General features: G+C 73.5%; 12 protein-coding genes and 1 pseudogene. 6 read left to right on the top strand and 7 right to left on the bottom strand.

From position 1 onward, the window contains the following. Positions 1–39 precede the first annotated feature (39 nt). Positions 40–687 (top strand): zinc ABC transporter ATP-binding protein AztA, encoded by a 648-nt coding sequence (aztA, locus tag QRN23_RS08230; RefSeq protein ID WP_285063181.1) that lies wholly within the window; start codon positions 40–42, stop codon positions 685–687. A gap of 107 nt (positions 688–794) precedes the next feature. Then, positions 795–1736, top strand: a complete 942-nt coding sequence (locus QRN23_RS08225) for a PhzF family phenazine biosynthesis protein (RefSeq protein ID WP_285063179.1) — start codon at positions 795–797, stop codon at positions 1734–1736. Positions 1737–1861: 125 nt separating this feature from the next. Here QRN23_RS08225 and QRN23_RS08220 read toward each other — a convergent pair whose 3' ends face one another. Further along, on the bottom strand, positions 1862–4435 hold the full coding sequence (locus QRN23_RS08220; protein WP_285063178.1) for a lamin tail domain-containing protein: 2574 nt from the start codon (positions 4433–4435) through the stop codon (positions 1862–1864). A 122-nt stretch (positions 4436–4557) separates the two neighbouring features. Between QRN23_RS08220 and ligD the strand changes: the two genes are divergently transcribed. Further along, complete coding sequence (gene ligD / locus QRN23_RS08215; RefSeq protein ID WP_285063177.1) at positions 4558–5574, top strand: non-homologous end-joining DNA ligase; 1017 nt, start codon at positions 4558–4560, stop codon at positions 5572–5574. A gap of 94 nt (positions 5575–5668) precedes the next feature. Here ligD and QRN23_RS08210 read toward each other — a convergent pair whose 3' ends face one another. Beyond that, positions 5669–6796: an ATP-dependent DNA ligase gene (locus tag QRN23_RS08210; protein WP_285063176.1), complete on the bottom strand. Its 1128-nt coding sequence runs from the start codon at positions 6794–6796 to the stop codon at positions 5669–5671. Positions 6797–6938: 142 nt separating this feature from the next. On the opposite strand from QRN23_RS08210, the pseudogene QRN23_RS15515 reads away from it, so the two are divergent. Next, a pseudogene (locus QRN23_RS15515) lies at positions 6939–7511 on the top strand (glycosyltransferase family A protein); the annotation flags it as partial. A 225-nt stretch (positions 7512–7736) separates the two neighbouring features. On the opposite strand, the gene QRN23_RS15510 reads toward QRN23_RS15515, so the two are convergent. The 3 genes from QRN23_RS15510 to QRN23_RS08195 are packed head-to-tail and all read right to left on the bottom strand — an operon-like array spanning position 7737 to position 10758. Further along, positions 7737–8471 carry a DUF2238 domain-containing protein gene (locus QRN23_RS15510; protein WP_502874813.1) on the bottom strand — a complete coding sequence of 245 codons (735 nt, stop codon included), beginning with the start codon at positions 8469–8471 and terminating at the stop codon, positions 7737–7739. Between the two features lies 1 nt (position 8472). Beyond that, positions 8473–9435, bottom strand: a complete 963-nt coding sequence (locus QRN23_RS08200; protein ID WP_285063173.1) for an endonuclease/exonuclease/phosphatase family protein — start codon at positions 9433–9435, stop codon at positions 8473–8475. Between the two features lie 42 nt (positions 9436–9477). After that, the gene (locus QRN23_RS08195; RefSeq protein WP_123570675.1) at positions 9478–10758 is read right to left on the bottom strand and encodes an MFS transporter; all 1281 of its coding nucleotides are present in this window, start codon (positions 10756–10758) and stop codon (positions 9478–9480) included. Between the two features lie 172 nt (positions 10759–10930). Here QRN23_RS08195 and QRN23_RS08190 point away from each other — a divergent pair, with 172 nt between their 5' ends. Beyond that, positions 10931–11734: a sugar phosphate isomerase/epimerase family protein gene (locus QRN23_RS08190; protein ID WP_123570674.1), complete on the top strand. Its 804-nt coding sequence runs from the start codon at positions 10931–10933 to the stop codon at positions 11732–11734. Beyond that, positions 11731–12858 carry a Gfo/Idh/MocA family protein gene (locus QRN23_RS08185; protein WP_056046921.1) on the top strand — a complete coding sequence of 376 codons (1128 nt, stop codon included), beginning with the start codon at positions 11731–11733 and terminating at the stop codon, positions 12856–12858. The genes QRN23_RS08190 and QRN23_RS08185 overlap by 4 nt, the downstream gene beginning before the upstream one ends. A gap of 229 nt (positions 12859–13087) precedes the next feature. Here QRN23_RS08185 and QRN23_RS08180 read toward each other — a convergent pair whose 3' ends face one another. Together QRN23_RS08180 and QRN23_RS08175 are read right to left on the bottom strand one after the other, a co-directional pair. Then, positions 13088–13360: a hypothetical protein gene (locus QRN23_RS08180; RefSeq protein ID WP_285063170.1), complete on the bottom strand. Its 273-nt coding sequence runs from the start codon at positions 13358–13360 to the stop codon at positions 13088–13090. Positions 13361–13741: 381 nt separating this feature from the next. Continuing rightward, a complete protein-coding gene (locus QRN23_RS08175) occupies positions 13742–14494 on the bottom strand; it encodes an SDR family NAD(P)-dependent oxidoreductase (RefSeq protein ID WP_350224697.1) in 753 nt (250 codons plus the stop codon).

Raw genomic sequence — 14494 nt, 5'->3', positions numbered from 1 at the left:
TAGCTGAGAATGAGAACGCTTATCAACTAGGCTGACGGCATGACGACGACCACCGCCGCCGCTCCCTCGTCCCTGGCGCGCCTCCTCGGGGTGGGGTGCACGTTCGGTGACCGGGTGGCCCTGGCCGACGTCGACCTCGAGGTGTGCAGCGGTGCCCTGACGGTGGTCGCGGGCCCCAACGGCGCCGGCAAGTCGACGCTGCTCGAGGTCGTCGCGGGCGTCCGCGAACCGTCGTCGGGCACGCGCTCGACGACGTCGACGATCGCCTTCGTCCCGCAGCGCACGTCGATCCCGGACGGCCTCCCGGTCACCGTGCGCGACGTCGTGACGGTCGGCGCCTGGGGTCGCGTGGGCCGGTGGCGTCCCCTCGACCGTCGAGCCCGCGCCGCCGTCGACGAGGCGCTCGAGCGCCTGCACGTCGCCGACCTGGCGCCCCGACCCTTCGCCGCGCTCTCGGGTGGCCAGCGGCAGCGTGCGCTCCTGGCCCACGGACTCGCGCGCGGGGCCGACCTGCTGCTGCTCGACGAGCCCACGACCGGGCTCGACGCCGACAGCGCCGACCGCATCCGGGCCACGCTGCTCGACGAGGCGGCCCGGGGCACGGGGGTGCTCGCGGTCTCGCACGATCCGTTGCTGCTCGACGCCGCGCACCGCGTGGTGCGGCTCGAGGCCGGTCGGGTCGTGTGAGGCGGCTCGGGGTCCGACACGGTTCGGCACGGTCTCGAGGTCCGGGCCGGCCACCCGGCCCGAGGTGGCGCTGGCGACCAGGAGGCGCGGTGCGGCACAGTGGCGTCGTGACCGACCGCAGACCCTCGCCGCCCGCCGGCCCCGCCGCTCCCTCGCCGTCCGCCCCGACCGTCGAGGTGCTGCACCTCACGGCCTTCGCCGACGGACCGGGCGGCGGCAACCCGGCCGGTGTCGTGCTGGACGCGTCGGCCCTCTCGGCCGCCGACATGCGGCGGATCGCCGCCGAGGTGGGGTACGCCGAGACCGCGTTCGTGGTCGATCCGTCCCGCGCCGGCGACGACCGGCACGTGGCCGTGCGCTACTTCTCGCCCGGGGCCGAGGTCCCGTTCTGCGGCCACGCGACGATCGCCACCGCCGTCGCCCTGGCCGAGCGTCGCGGGGTCGGAGCGTTCACGCTCGAGACGGCGGTCGGGCCGGTCGTGATCGAGACCTCGCGTGGGGGTGCCGACGCCGTCGCGGGCCCGGTGACGGCGTCGTTCACGAGCGTCGACCCCGTCGTGCGCGACCTGGACCCGACCGTCGCCGACCGGTTGCTGGCGTTGCTCGGCCTCACGCACGCCGACCTCGACGAGCGTCGTCCGCTGCGGGAGTCCTTCGCGGGCAACCGGCACCCCGTGGTGGCGGTCCGCGACCAGCGGGTCTTCGACGCCTTCGGGTTCGACCCGGTCGCCGTGCGGGCCCTCATGGACGAACAGGGCTGGGCGGGCACGATCACGGTGATCCACGCCCAGGGTGTCGACGGGTCCGGGGCGACCGTGGTCGAGGCACGCAACCTGTTCCCCGTCGGCTCCCTCACCGAGGACCCGGCGACGGGGTCGGCGGCCGCGTCGCTGGGCGGCTACCTCCGCGCGCTCGACCTGATCGCGCCTCCTGCCCGCGTCGTGGTGAGGCAGGGGCGGCACGTGGGGCGTCCGAGCCGCCTCGTGGTCGACGTCCCGGTCGTCGGCGGCGTCACGGTCACCGGCACGGCGACGCCGCTCACCCGCTGACCCGCTCACCCGTCGGCCTCTCCGGCCGTCGCACGGACGCCGCACGACGACGAACCCCGTGTCGAGCGACGCGCCCGGACGCTTCCGGGTGCATCGCTCGACACGGGGTCGTGGGGCGTCGTGCCTCAGTCGCGGGTGAGTCGACGGCGGCGGGCGATCAGGGTGCCCGCCCCGGCGAGCACGAGCAGCAGGGCCGCGGCCGCTGCCCACCGAGCGTCCGAACCGGTGAAGGCGAGCTGCCCGTCGACCGTCGCCGGGGCCGAGCCCTGACCGATCGGCGTCACGCCCGTGCCGGGATCGGCGGGGGCGGCGGGGTCGCCGGGCGTGCCGGGAGTCCCGGGCGTCCCGGGGGTGCCGGGGTCGCCCGGCGTCCCGGGCTCGGCCGCCACGCCGGGGAACGTCCCGGCGCGCAGCGAGAACCCGTCGGTGTCGTTGTCGTCCGCGTAGAACGTCTGACGGAACCCGTCGACGCTCGTCGCCGCCGGGGCGATCGCGAAGCCTTCGTTGGCGAGCCCCCGGTCGGCGTTCGCCGGTGCCTCGTGGACGACGTCCTCGGCGAACGCCCCCGACTCGTCGACCGAGAACAGCGCCGTGCGGCCCGAGCAGGCCTCGTCGCAGACGACCCAGAGCGCGTCGAGGTCGGCGTCGAACTGCAGGTCGGCGACCAGGGCGAACGACGTCGCGATCGTCGCGACGCGCTCGAACGAACCGTCGTCCATCAGGGCGTAGGCGTAGACGCTCGCGGTGCCCTCGACGCCGACGAAGAAGAGCCCGTCACCGTGGCCGGCGTAGGTGGCCGGATCGTAGGAGGCGCCGGTCGCCTCGTCGACGAACCCTGCCTCGGTCAGCCACGCGTCGGGCACCCAGGTGATGCCCTCGAGGCCCGCGTTGGCTCCCAGGCCGGGGAAGTCCGCGGCGAGGTTCCACTCGTCGGTGGCGACCAGGGTCGTGGCCGGGCTCGCGGCGTCGTAGCGCAGCACCGAGGGGCGGCTGACCGAGCCCGAGGCGTTGTTGCGCTCGGTCGACACGTAGACGCCGCCCGCGGACGAGTCGTCGGCGACCGTGACGCCCTCGGCGTCCACGATGTCGGTCGCGACCCCGCTCGGGTACAGCAGCTTCTTGCCGGCAGCCCAGCCGTCGGTCGTCTGCGGGGCCCACCCGCCGGCGCCGTCCGGGACGATGCGGTAGAGCAGGCCGTCGCCGTTCTGCACCGCCCACAGGGTGCCGGGGGTCGCGGTGCCGGTCGGCTCGTAGTCGAGACCGCTCAGGTCACCGGTGAAGGTGCCCTCGTCGTCCAGGGGGACCTCGTCGGGTCCGCCGGGCCAGGCCGTCGGCACGGAGACGCCGGCGAAGGTGTTGGCGGAGCCCTTGGTCGGGGCCGACGTGACGGTGAAGTCGCCCGTGCCGTCGGGGCCGCGGCCGTAGGTGGTGGCGGCGTGCGAGGTCCACGAGTACTCGTCGGCGAGGGTCGAACCGTCGGCCGCCGTCGTGCCGTCCGGCAGCAGCAGGCGCACCGAGTCGGCACCGCCCAGTCCGAAGTCGAAGCCGGCCGAGGTCGGGGTCTGCTCGTCGAGGACGACGAAGCCGCCGGGGGCGACGACGGTCCCGGCGGGGACGACGTAGCGGTGCGTCGGGTCGGAGTCGGTCAGCACGTAGCCGCCGAGGTCGACCGACGAGGTGCCCACGGTCGTGAGCTCGACCCAGTCGCCGGGCGCGCCTCCCTGGCTCTCGACCTCGTTGATGCGCACGGGCGACGAGCAGTCGTTCGCCGCGCCCTTCGTGGTCGCGGTCGTCGTCGTCAGCTCACCGGTGCCGTCGGGGCAGCGGCCGTAGCTGACGGTGCTGTGGACGCTCCAGGCGTACGACGCGACGAGCGTGCCCGCGGTGTCGAACAGGCGTGCCGAGTCGGGCTGGCCGAGTCCGAAGTCGAAGCCGACCGGGTTCGAGCCCGAGGCCTGGTCGATCACGAAGAAGGCGCCGGGCTGCACGACCGAACCGGTGGGCAGGGTGAAGGGCGTGCGCACGTCGTCCTCGTCCCGGAAGGTGTAGCCCGAGACGTCGACGGGCACCGTGCCGACGTTCGTCAGTTCGACCCAGTCGGTGTCGTCGCCGTTCGACTCGACCTCGTTGATCACGACGTCGGTCGTGGCGGGCACGGCGGGGGTCGTCGGGTCGGTCGGGGCGGGGTCCGTCGGGTCGGTCGGAGCCGGTGTCGTCGCGCACTCGTTGGCGGTGCCTCGCGTCCCGGCGGCCGTCGTCGCGAACTCGCCGGTGCCGTCGGCGCAGCGGCCGTAGGTCGTCGTCGGGAACTGCGTCCAGGCGTACGAGTCGAGCAGGGTCGTGCCGTCGGCGGCGTAGAGCCGGACGGCGTCGGCGCGTCCGAGTCCGTAGGCGGCGGCGCCCCACACGGCGTCGTCGGCGACGTCGACGACCAGGCGCTCGCCGGCGGCGAGGACCGTGCCCGCGGGCAGCGCGAGCGTCCGCGTGTCCTTGTCGTCCCGCAGCACGAAGCCCGACACGTCGGTCGGGGTCCGGCCGGTGTTGAGCAGTTCGACCCAGTCGTCGGTCGTGTCGATCTCGTTGACGACGACGTCGGCGTCGGCCGCGAGGGCGGGCAGGGCGCTCGTGGCCACGAGCCCGGCGGCGGCGATCGAGCCGGCCAGGGTCAGGGCGCCGAGGCGGAGCAGGGGCGTGCGCATTCGGGTGTCCGTTTCGTCGGGTGTGGACCGAACCATCTCGGACGGAAGCGACGCCCGGGTGAACACCCCGTGAACGCCGGCACCTCGTGCCCCGGCGGCGCGACGGGACTAGCGTCACGCACATGGCATCCGAGGCGACGACCCTGCGGGTGGGCGACCGCGACGTCCGCATCAGCAGTCCGTCCCGCGTGCTCTGGCCCGACCTCGGCGTGACCAAGCTCGACCTGGCGCGCTACCTGGTCGAGGTCGGCACGCCCTTCGTCGCGGCGAACGGCGACCGTCCGATCTCGCTGCAGCGGTTCGGCGGCGACGTCGACGGCGACCAGTACTTCTCGAAGAACCCGCCCCGCGGCACGCCCGACTACGTCCGGGCCGTCGACGTCACCTACCCGAGCGGCCGCGTGCACCCGCAGCTCGTGATCGACGAGCCGGCCGCCGCGGTCTGGGCGGCCCAGATGAACACCCTGGTCTTCCACCCGTGGGCCTCGCGCGCCGAGCAGCCCGACCTGCCCGACCAGCTGCGCATCGACCTCGACCCGCAGCCGGGCACGAGCTTCGCCGACGCCGTGACGGCCGCACTCGACCTCCGGGCCGTGCTCGACGAGGCCGGTCTCACCGCGTTCGTCAAGACGAGCGGCAACCGGGGTCTGCACGTCTTCGCGCCGATCGAGCCGACGCACGAGTTCCTGGAGGTGCGGCACGCCGTGATCGCCGCCGCCCGCGAACTCGAACGCCGCACCCCCGACCGCGTCACCACCGCGTGGTGGAAGGAGGAACGCGGCGACCGCCTCTTCGTCGACTACAACCAGGCCAATCGCGACCGCACCATGGCGGGGGCCTGGTCTCCCCGGGCGCTGCCCCGCGCCTCCGTGTCCCTGCCGGTCACGTGGGACGACCTGCCCGGCATCGACCCGGCCGAGCACACCGTGATGACGGTGCCCGAGCGGCTGCAGACCCACGGCGACCCGTGGGCCTCGATGCACGAGTCGCCGGGGCGCATCGACACGTTGCTCGCCTGGTGGGAGCGCGACGTCGCCGACGGCCTCGGCGAACTGCCCTTCCCGCCCGACTTCCCGAAGATGCCCGGCGAGCCGCCCCGCGTGCAGCCCAGCCGCGCGCGGAAGCCCGCCGCCGACTGACCCGCACCACACCCCTTTTCGTGCACGGCACCGCGTCTCGTCGGTGTGCGATGCCCGAAACGCGGTGCCCTGTGCCCGAGGAAGCGCTCGTCGCCTAGGCGAGCACCTCGCCCAGGTCGTACGCCGCCGGGACCTCGAGCTGGTCGAAACCGCACGAACGCGCTTCGCGGTCGTCGCGCCACCGTTCGACCTGCACGGTGTGGCGGAAGCGGGAGCCCTCCATCTGGTCGTACCGCACCTCGACCACACGCTCGGGGCGCAGCGGGACGAACGACACGTCCTTGCCCGACGAGAAGCGGCTGCGCTCGGTCTCGGCGTGCCGCACCTCGCCGTCGTCGTCGCGGTCGACGAACGGCGCCAACTCGTCGACGAGCTCGAGGCGACGGGCGTCCGAGAACGCGGACGCGCCTCCGACGTTCGTCAGCTCGCCGTCGGCGTCGTACAGCCCGAGCAACAGCGACCCCACGCCCGAACCGCTCTTGTGGACGCGGTAGCCGAGCACCACCACGTCCGCGGTGCGGTGGTGCTTGACCTTGAGCATGGTGCGCTTGCCGGGAGCGTAGGAGGCGCGGGCCGGCTTGGCCACGACCCCGTCGAGCCCTGCGCCCTCGAACTCGGTCAGCCACCGACGGGCGGTCGCGACGTCGTCGGTGGCCCGGCTGACGTGCAGGGGGTGGTCCGCGCCTCCTGCCGTGTCGTCGGCGCCTCCGTCGGGGCCTCCCTCGGGCCCGAGCGTCTCGAGCAGCAGCGCGCGGCGTTCGGCGAACGGGGTGTCGAGCAGGTCGCGCCCGCCGAGGGCGAGCAGGTCGAACGCGACGAACATCGCGGGGGTCTCGGCGCTGAGCTTCGCGACGCGCGAGGCGGCCGGGTGGATGCGCTGGCCGAGCGCGTCCCAGTCCAGGCGTTCGTGGCCGGGGTCGCCGGTGCGCACGACGATCTCGCCGTCGAGCACGCAGGGCCCGGGCAGGAGGCGGCCGAGGGCCTCGACCAGCTCGGGGAAGTAGCGGGTCAGCATCTTCGACCCGCGGCTGCCGATCTCGACGGTGAGCGGGTCGTCGGGGTCGTCGGCGTCGGAGTCGGCGCGTTCCGCGTAGACGATGCCGCGGAACCCGTCCCACTTGGGTTCGTAGACGAGTCCGCCCTCGACGGAGTCGGGCTCGGGCACGTCGGCCACGGCCTTCGCGAGCATGGGGACGATCGGTTCGGCGGCGGTCGGAATCATGCGCCGAGTCTGCTCTCGCCGGGCGGGCGTGCGGCCAGACCCCGCGAAACCGCCGAGACCCCCGCGCGCGCCGACGGGTCTCGGCGACGTCCTCGGGTGTGAACGCTCGACGTGACCCGCCCCGACCGGGTTGGATGGGCGAGTGCGTGTCTGTGTCGTCGTCCCCGTCCGCGACGACGGAGCCCTGCTCGACGCATGCCTCCGCTCGCTCGCGCGGCAGACCCGCGTGCCCGACGAGGTGATCGTCGTCGACAACGGCAGCACCGACGACACCGTCGAGGTGGCCCTCCGGCACGGTGCCCGGGTGGTCACCGAGGCCGAGGTCGGCATCGCCGCGGCCGCGAGCACGGGGTACGACGCCGCCGCCGGCGTGGGGGCCGGACCGGGTGCCGCCGCACCCGTCGACCTCATCGGTCGGGTCGACGCCGACAGCGTCCTGCCCCGCACCTGGGTCGCCGACCTGGTCGGCACCCTCGTCGACGATCCGGACGTGCTCGCCGTCAGCACGAACGCCCGCTTCTACGACGCGCCCGTCGGCGTCGAGCGCCTGCTCTCCGCCCTCTACGTGGGCGCTTACCACCTCGTGATCGGGGCCGCCCTGGCGCACTGGCCGCTGTTCGGCTCGACGATGATGATGCGCCGCACCGCCTGGCTCGACGTGCGCGACGAGGTGCACCGGCACGAGACCCTGCTGCACGACGACATGGACCTCGCCCTGCACCTCGGCGACCGTCAACTCGCCGGGCGGGGCCGCATCGCCTACCGCCGCGACGTCGTCACGGGCATCTCGGCCCGGCCGCTCGACCCGGGCAACGCCCCCTGGTTGCGGACGTACCGGGCGCTGCACTCGTTCACGGTTCACGGCACCGACGGCCTGCCGTGGTCGCGCTGGTTGCGCGCCGACCCGGCCGGCGTCTTCACGCGGCTCGGCTGGACGCCGTCAGCGGTGGTGGACGCGCGGGCGGCCGTGGCCGACGGCGTCGACCCCGGGTCCGTCGGCACCCGCACCCGCACCGGCATCGGCATCGGCTCTGGCACCGGCTCCGGACGAGGAGGCGCGCGCGGCTCGGCCGCGGACGTCGCCCCCCACGAGGAACGGCAGCGCCAGCCCGGCCAGCAGCGAGCCGAGGCCTCCCGCGGCGAGGTCGCCGATCGTGTCGTCGTAACCGACGAAGATCGCCGAGTCGACGAGGGTGTGGCCCGCCCACTCGCCCATCTCCCACAGGGTGCCGGCCGCCAGGCCGAACGCGACCGTCGTCAGGACTGAGCCGACGCGGGCCGAGCGACCCGCGCCTCCTCGTCCACCGGTGTCGCCCGACGAGGCGATCCAGCCGGCCCGGCGGGCGAGGACGACGAACACCGCGGCCAGCAGGCCGTTGAGCAGGAAGTGCACCACCGTGTCGTAGCCCGTGACCCGGGTGTAGAGCTCGAAGACGCTGCTCCAGGCGGCGCCCAGGGCGGCGACGCCGACCATCAGGTCGACGCTCGCCCGGAGGCCGAGCATGCGGGGCACGAGGGTGCCGAGCAGCGCCAGCATCAGCACGGCGATCTCGACCACGCCCCAGCCGATGCCCGCGACGACGACGCTCAGGGCCGCGACCACGCGCACCGCGTCGGCGACGTACTCGAGGACCCCGTGCGGGCGGCGGAGGAAGGTCTCGGCGACGGTGGACATCTCAGGACTCCTCGGTGCGGTGTTCGGTGGTGCGGTGTTCGGTGGTGGGCTCGTCGGGCGGACGCGGGGCGGCGTGCCCGGACGGCCAGCGCACGACGGCGTGCACGGGGTCGTGGTCGGAGGGGGCGACGCCGCCGGGACGGACCCCGCCGACGCCGGCCCGCTCGACGTGGGCCCCGGTGTCGACAAGCAGCCAGTCCAGGCGGCGGCCGCCGGTGCGGGGCGGGCCGTAGTTCGAGAACGAGCCCCAGCCCGGGTCGAGCCGCGCGTCGGCCACCATGCGGCTGTCGACCAGCCTGCCGCGGGTCAGCTCGCGGTGCGCGGGGGAGTCGACCACGGCGTTGAAGTCGCCCATCACGACGACGGGTCCGTCGAGGGCGTCGGTGAAGGTGCGCAGCTGCACGGCGGAGTGACGCCGCGAGCGGGCCGAGAGGTGGTCGAAGTGCGTGACGACCACGTGCAGTCGGGCCCCGGTCACGAGGTCGTCGAGCTCGGCGTGGACGGCCGTGCGGGGGATCATGTTGCCGTACGAGCGCGACCCCGGCACCGTGGGGGTGGCCGAGAGCCAGAGCGCCTCGTGGCGGACGATCCGCAGGCGGGTGGTGTCGACGTGCAGTTCGACGCGTTCGCCGCCGCGGTCGCGGTCGCGACCCGTGCCGACCGAGGCGTAGTCGGCACCGAGGGCGTCCGCGAGCTGCGCGGACTGGTCGGGCAGCGCCTCCTGGATGCCCAGCACCGAGGGTCGCTCGGCCTCGAGCAGGAGGCGCAGTGCCGGCAGCCGGGTCGACCACCGGTCGGCCAGCGCGTGACGGGTGGTCAGCACCTGCGGCATGCGACGACGGACGTTGTAGGTCATGAGGTGCAGGTCGGGTGCGATGACCGGCCCGACCGTGGGCACGACCCGGTCGGCACCCGGACCGGTGGCGGCGGCGGGGGCGGGTGCGGGGTCGGTCGGGGGCGTCATGACGTGTGCGACGGTAGGCCGTCGCACACGCCTCCGCCCGGTTCAGCGCACGCGCTTGATGGGGATGACGGCCAGGGCGCCGAGGATCGCCGCGACGCCGGCGGCCCAGAGCATCAGCGTGTAGTTGCCCGAACCGGCGTTGCCGACGCCGAGGAAGAACAGGGCGATCGCCGGGGCGAGCGACTGGGGCAGGGCGTTGGCGATGTTGATGACGCCGAGGTCCTTGCCGGGACGGTCGGCGTTCGGCAGGACGTCGACGACGAGCGCCGTGTCGACGGCGGCGTAGATGCCGTAGGCGAACCCCATGACGACCTCGGCGACGTAGAAGCCGGTGACCGTCTCGGCGTGGGCCAGCAGGATCAGGCCGACCGCGAAGAGGGCGGTGGAGCCCCCGACGAAGACCTTGCGCATCTTCAGCTTGTCGCTCAGCCAGCCCGAGAGCGCGGCGCTCGCCATCAACGCGATCGTGTAGAGCAGGACGCCGAAGGCGACCGCGGCCGTGGCGTCGGCGACGTCCGCGATGCCGAGGTGCTCCTGCATGTAGAGCAGCCGGTAGGTCGTGAACATGAACGTCGCGAGGATGATCAGGAACCGCGACCACCAGGCGAAGGCGAAGTCGCGGTGCTTCAGGGGGTTCGTCCAGAACGAGCTGACCAGGTTGACGAACGTGAAGGGCTTGAGTTCGTACTCGGGCAGGTCGTCGCGGGCGACGACCGCGTAGACGAGGATGAGCACGACGGCGAGGACGCCCGGCGCGATGAAGAGCACCGGCAGGTTCGCGACGAACAGGACGGCGAGGTAGGTGCCGGCGAGGACGGCGACGTTCTGGGCCAGGGCGATGACGCTCGAGGCCTTGCCGCGTTGGAACTGCGGCACGTTGTCGGCGAAGCTCGCGGTGAGGGCGGCGAGCACGGCGTTGGCCGCGATCTGCGCGACGACCCAGGCGATGCCGAGCTGCAGCACGGTGGGGGCGAAGGCGAGCCAGGCGAGGGCGAGGGTGAACACGACGATGCCGCCCACCAGGTAGGGCCGACGACGGCCCCACCGCGTGCGGGTCCGGTCGCTCAGCGCGCCGACGAGCGGGTTGGCGAGGAGCGCTCCGAACGCACCGAAGGGCAGGACCAGCCCGATGATGCTCGCCGGGTCGTCGGGGTTCAACTGCTGCGCCTTGAGCTGCATGCTCACGTAGACCGGCGACAGCAGGGCCGCGAACAGACCGAACTGGGCGAGCCCCAGCGCGATCATGTAGCCCCGCGACACCCGCACGGTGCTGATGGGTTGGGTGAGCACGCCCTGCGTGCCGATGGGGCCTGGGTTGGCCATGACGCCTCCTCGAGTCAAAACCTAGTCGCGCTAGGTGTTCGCAGAATACACAGCGGGTGTCGTCCGGGCAAGAGAATGCGTCGATTCGGGACGAACTTTTGTCATCGGTCGACATAAGTGGCAGAGTTGGGCTCAGACCACCTGAACCCCTCACGACAAAGGAGTCACTCCCATGACCTCGTCACCCTCCGTGCAGCTCTACACGGTCCGAGACGCCGTCTCGGCCGACCTGCAGGGCGCCGTCGCCCGCATCGCCGAGATCGGCTTCACCAAGGTCGAGCCCTACTCGTTCGTCGAGCGTGCCGACGAGTTCGAGAAGGCCTTCGCCGCCTCCGGCGTCACCGCGCCCTCGGGCCACGCCCCGGTCATCGACTCCGACGAGCCCGAGCGCGCCTTCGCCGCCGCCGCCCAGCTCGGCATCGGCACCGTGATCGACCCGTTCATCCCGAGCGACCGCTGGCAGACCGCCGACGACGCCGCGAAGATCGCCGACCGCGTCAACGAGCTGCAGGTGCTGGCCGCCGCGTCGGGCCTGAAGTTCGGCTACCACAACCACCAGTGGGAGTTCGCGAACAAGGTCGACGGCCGCCCCGTCTACGACTTCTTCCTCGAGCGACTGAACGACGACGTCGTCCTCGAGATCGACACCTTCTGGTCGACCGTCGGCGGCATGGACACCCCGGCGCTGCTGCGCTCGCTGGGTGACCGCGTGCAGTTCCTGCACGTCAAGGACGGCAAGATCTCCGGTGACATCGCGACCGCCCTGCCCAGCAGCGAGAGCGCCCTCGAGGTGCCCGACGCGCTGGCCGCCGCCTTCAAGAACCAGACCCCGGCCGGTCAGGGCGACGTGGACGTCGCCGCCGTCCTCGCCGCCGCGCCGCACGCGCTGCGCGTCGTCGAGTTCGACGACTACGCGAAGGACGTCTTCGACGGCGTCGCCGAGTCCTTCGCCTGGCTGCAGGAGAACGACAAGTGAGCGGCGTCGACACGACCGCCGGCCGCACGGGACGCGTGGGCGTCGGCGTCATCGGCGCGGGCGTCATCAGCGGCACCTACCTCGAGAACATGACGCAGTTCGCCGACCTCGAGGTGCTCTTCGTCGCCGACCTCGACCTCGACCGCGCCCAGGCGCAGGCCGAGGCGTACGGCGTCCCGGGTCACGGCACGGTCGACGAGCTGCTCGCGATCGACGAGATCGAGATCGTCGTCAACCTCACGATCCCTGCCGTGCACGCCGAGGTCGGCCGTCAGATCATCGCCGCCGGCAAGAACGTCTGGAGCGAGAAGCCCCTCGCGCTCGACCACGAGTCGGCCCGCGACCTGCTCGCCGCCGCCGAGGCGGCCGGCGTCCGCGTCGCGTGTGCCCCCGACACCGTGCTCGGCGCCGGCATCCAGACCGCCATGCGCGCCATCGCCCGGGGCGACATCGGTCAGCCCCTCACGGCGACCACGATGTTCCACGTGCCCGGGCCCGAGTCGTGGCACCCGAACCCCGACTTCCTGTTCGCGCTCGGGGCCGGTCCGCTCTTCGACATGGGGCCGTACTACGTGACGACCCTCGTGCACGCCTTCGGCTCGGCCAGCCGCGTCAGCGCGGTCTCGTCGAAGTCGTTCGACACCCGGACCATCGGCAGCGGTCCCCGGGCCGGCGAGACCTTCCCGGTCGAGGTGCCGACGCACCACGCGGCGCTCATCGAGTTCGCGGGCGGGCAGTCGGCCCAGTCGACGTTCTCGTTCCAGAACGCGCTGCCCCGCATGGGCTTCGTCGAGATCAGCGGCACCGAGGGCACCCTCGTGCTGCCCGACCCCAACACCTTCGAGGGCGACTCGAGCCTCTGGCGGTTCGGCCGGGACGAGCCCGAGACGCTCACCGCCGCGGGCTCGACCTACGGACGCGGTTCGGGCGTGCTCGACCTGGCGCGGGCCATCCGCGGTGGCGACGCCGAGCGTGCCAGCGGGGCCGTGGCCTCGCACGTGCTCGACGTCCTGCTGGCGATCTCGTCGGCCGCCGAGCAGGGTGCGCCGGTCTCCGTCGAGTCCGCCGTGCAGCAGCCGGTGCCGCTCGACGAGAGCTGGGACCCTTCCGCCGCGACCCTCTAGTCCGACATGCCGGGCTCGGGCCCGGTCGTCCCGGAGACACGACGTGCCGCTCACCTTCGGGGGTGAGCGGCACGTCGTGTCTCCTGGGCGAGGTGGGCGGACCGGGTAGGTCGCGACATCGCCCAGAGGAACGGGTCCGCCGCGCGGATTCAGGTCGCGCGGCGGGCCCGGGTCTGGTGGGGCGGCCCGTCCGGGTCGGTCGGGGAGGGGTGCCCCCGACCGGCACCGACTACGCGGTGCGGATCGAGCCGGTGGCGGTGTGGATCGATCCCGTGGCCGTCCGGACGGACGCCGTGGCGGCCGAGAGGCGACGCCGCGCGCTGGCGGTGTAGCGACCGATCGACAGGTCGCGGCGTGCCGAGGTGCTCACGTACGAGCCGGGCGCGACGTCGGCGGCGAGCGAACCGACGTAGCTGCCGACCGTCGGGGCGGTGGTGGTGCCGACGTAGCGGCCGCCGAGCGGGGTGGCGGCGGTGCGGGCGGTCGTGGCGGTGGTGTTCACGGTGACTCCTCGGGGATGGGCGGGTCGTGCTGGTCGGGGGCCCGCGATCGGGGGATCGAGCGGGCGGCCAGCGGAGGTGAGGAGGGCGGCGCCGAGGTGCTCGACGGTGGCCCTGGCCTCCGTCGGCGTTGACACCACCATACGCCTTCTTTTGAATGAATCAAAACAATGGGGGCCCCGATCGTCACTTTCGGGACAGGCCGCACCACGCACGCGTCGTCGAACCAGGCCCGTGGATGGTTCCACGACGCGATGGTGGTGCGTCCTCGCAGCCGTTGTGACCTCGCAGCCGTTGTGACCTCGCAGCCGCTGTGACCTCGACCCGCCGCGACCTCGACCCGCCGAGCCCTCGACCCGCCGCGACCTCGACCCGGTGCGACGTCAGAGCGAGGCGCCACCGCACACGACGAGCGCCTGCCCGGTGATGCTCCGTCCGTGCGGCCCGAGCACGAACGCGACGAGGGCCGCCACGTCCACCGGGTCGACGAGCGCGCCCAGCGGCGGCACGACCGGAGCCGAGGAGGCGCGGGCCGGGTCGGCGAGCATCGGCGTGTCGGTGGGCCCCGGTGCCACGACGTTGGCGGTGACGCCGCGCGGCACCAGTTCCGCCGCCCAGCTCCGGGCCAGTGCGACCTGGGCCGCCTTCGTCGCCGCGTACTGGCTCTTGCCCGCGACGCCGACGGCGGTGCGGCTGCCGATGAGCACGACGCGACCGCCGTCGGACAGCCGGTCGACGAGTGCGTCGACGAGCGCGGCCGCGGCCCCGACGTGCACGGCGAACATGCCCTCGAGGGCGGCGGGGTCGAGCCGCCCGAGCGGGGCGGCCACCTGGTAGCCGGCCGCGTGGACGATCGCGTCGACCGACCCGACGTCGGCGACCGCTCGCGCGACGTCGGCGGTCACGGAGAGGTCGCAGCCGAGCCACGAGAACCCGTCGCCCAGGTCGACCGCGCGTCGGCTGAGACCGGTCACCCGCCACCCGTCGGCCAGCAGGAACTCGGCGATCGCCCGCCCGATGCCCGAGCTGCAGCCCGTCACCACGGCGTGCCGGTCGGTGCCGGCACCGCCACCCGCCCGCTCGGTGCCAGCACCGCGACCTGCCCGGTCGGCGTCAGCCGTCCCGTCGTCCGACAC

Origin of the sequence: Frigoribacterium sp. ME-P-080 (genome assembly GCF_030209595.1) — a bacterium.
Classification (GTDB): Bacteria; Actinomycetota; Actinomycetes; order Actinomycetales; family Microbacteriaceae; genus Frigoribacterium.
Note: the sequence above shows the minus strand (reverse complement) of the source record. Positions and strands in the feature narration are given on the sequence as shown.

Bases quoted from the DNA above. Each gene is read 5' to 3' on its own strand.
- aztA (WP_285063181.1), top strand. From the start codon at position 40: ATGACGACGACCACCGCCGCCGCTCCCTCGTCCCTGGCGCGCCTCCTC.
- QRN23_RS08220 (WP_285063178.1), bottom strand. From the start codon at position 4,435: ATGCGCACGCCCCTGCTCCGCCTCGGCGCCCTGACCCTGGCCGGCTCG.
- ligD (WP_285063177.1), top strand. From the start codon at position 4,558: ATGGCATCCGAGGCGACGACCCTGCGGGTGGGCGACCGCGACGTCCGC.
- QRN23_RS08210 (WP_285063176.1), bottom strand. From the start codon at position 6,796: ATGATTCCGACCGCCGCCGAACCGATCGTCCCCATGCTCGCGAAGGCC.
- QRN23_RS15510 (WP_502874813.1), bottom strand. From the start codon at position 8,471: ATGTCCACCGTCGCCGAGACCTTCCTCCGCCGCCCGCACGGGGTCCTC.
- QRN23_RS08200 (WP_285063173.1), bottom strand. From the start codon at position 9,435: ATGACGCCCCCGACCGACCCCGCACCCGCCCCCGCCGCCGCCACCGGT.
- QRN23_RS08195 (WP_123570675.1), bottom strand. From the start codon at position 10,758: ATGGCCAACCCAGGCCCCATCGGCACGCAGGGCGTGCTCACCCAACCC.
- QRN23_RS08190 (WP_123570674.1), top strand. From the start codon at position 10,931: ATGACCTCGTCACCCTCCGTGCAGCTCTACACGGTCCGAGACGCCGTC.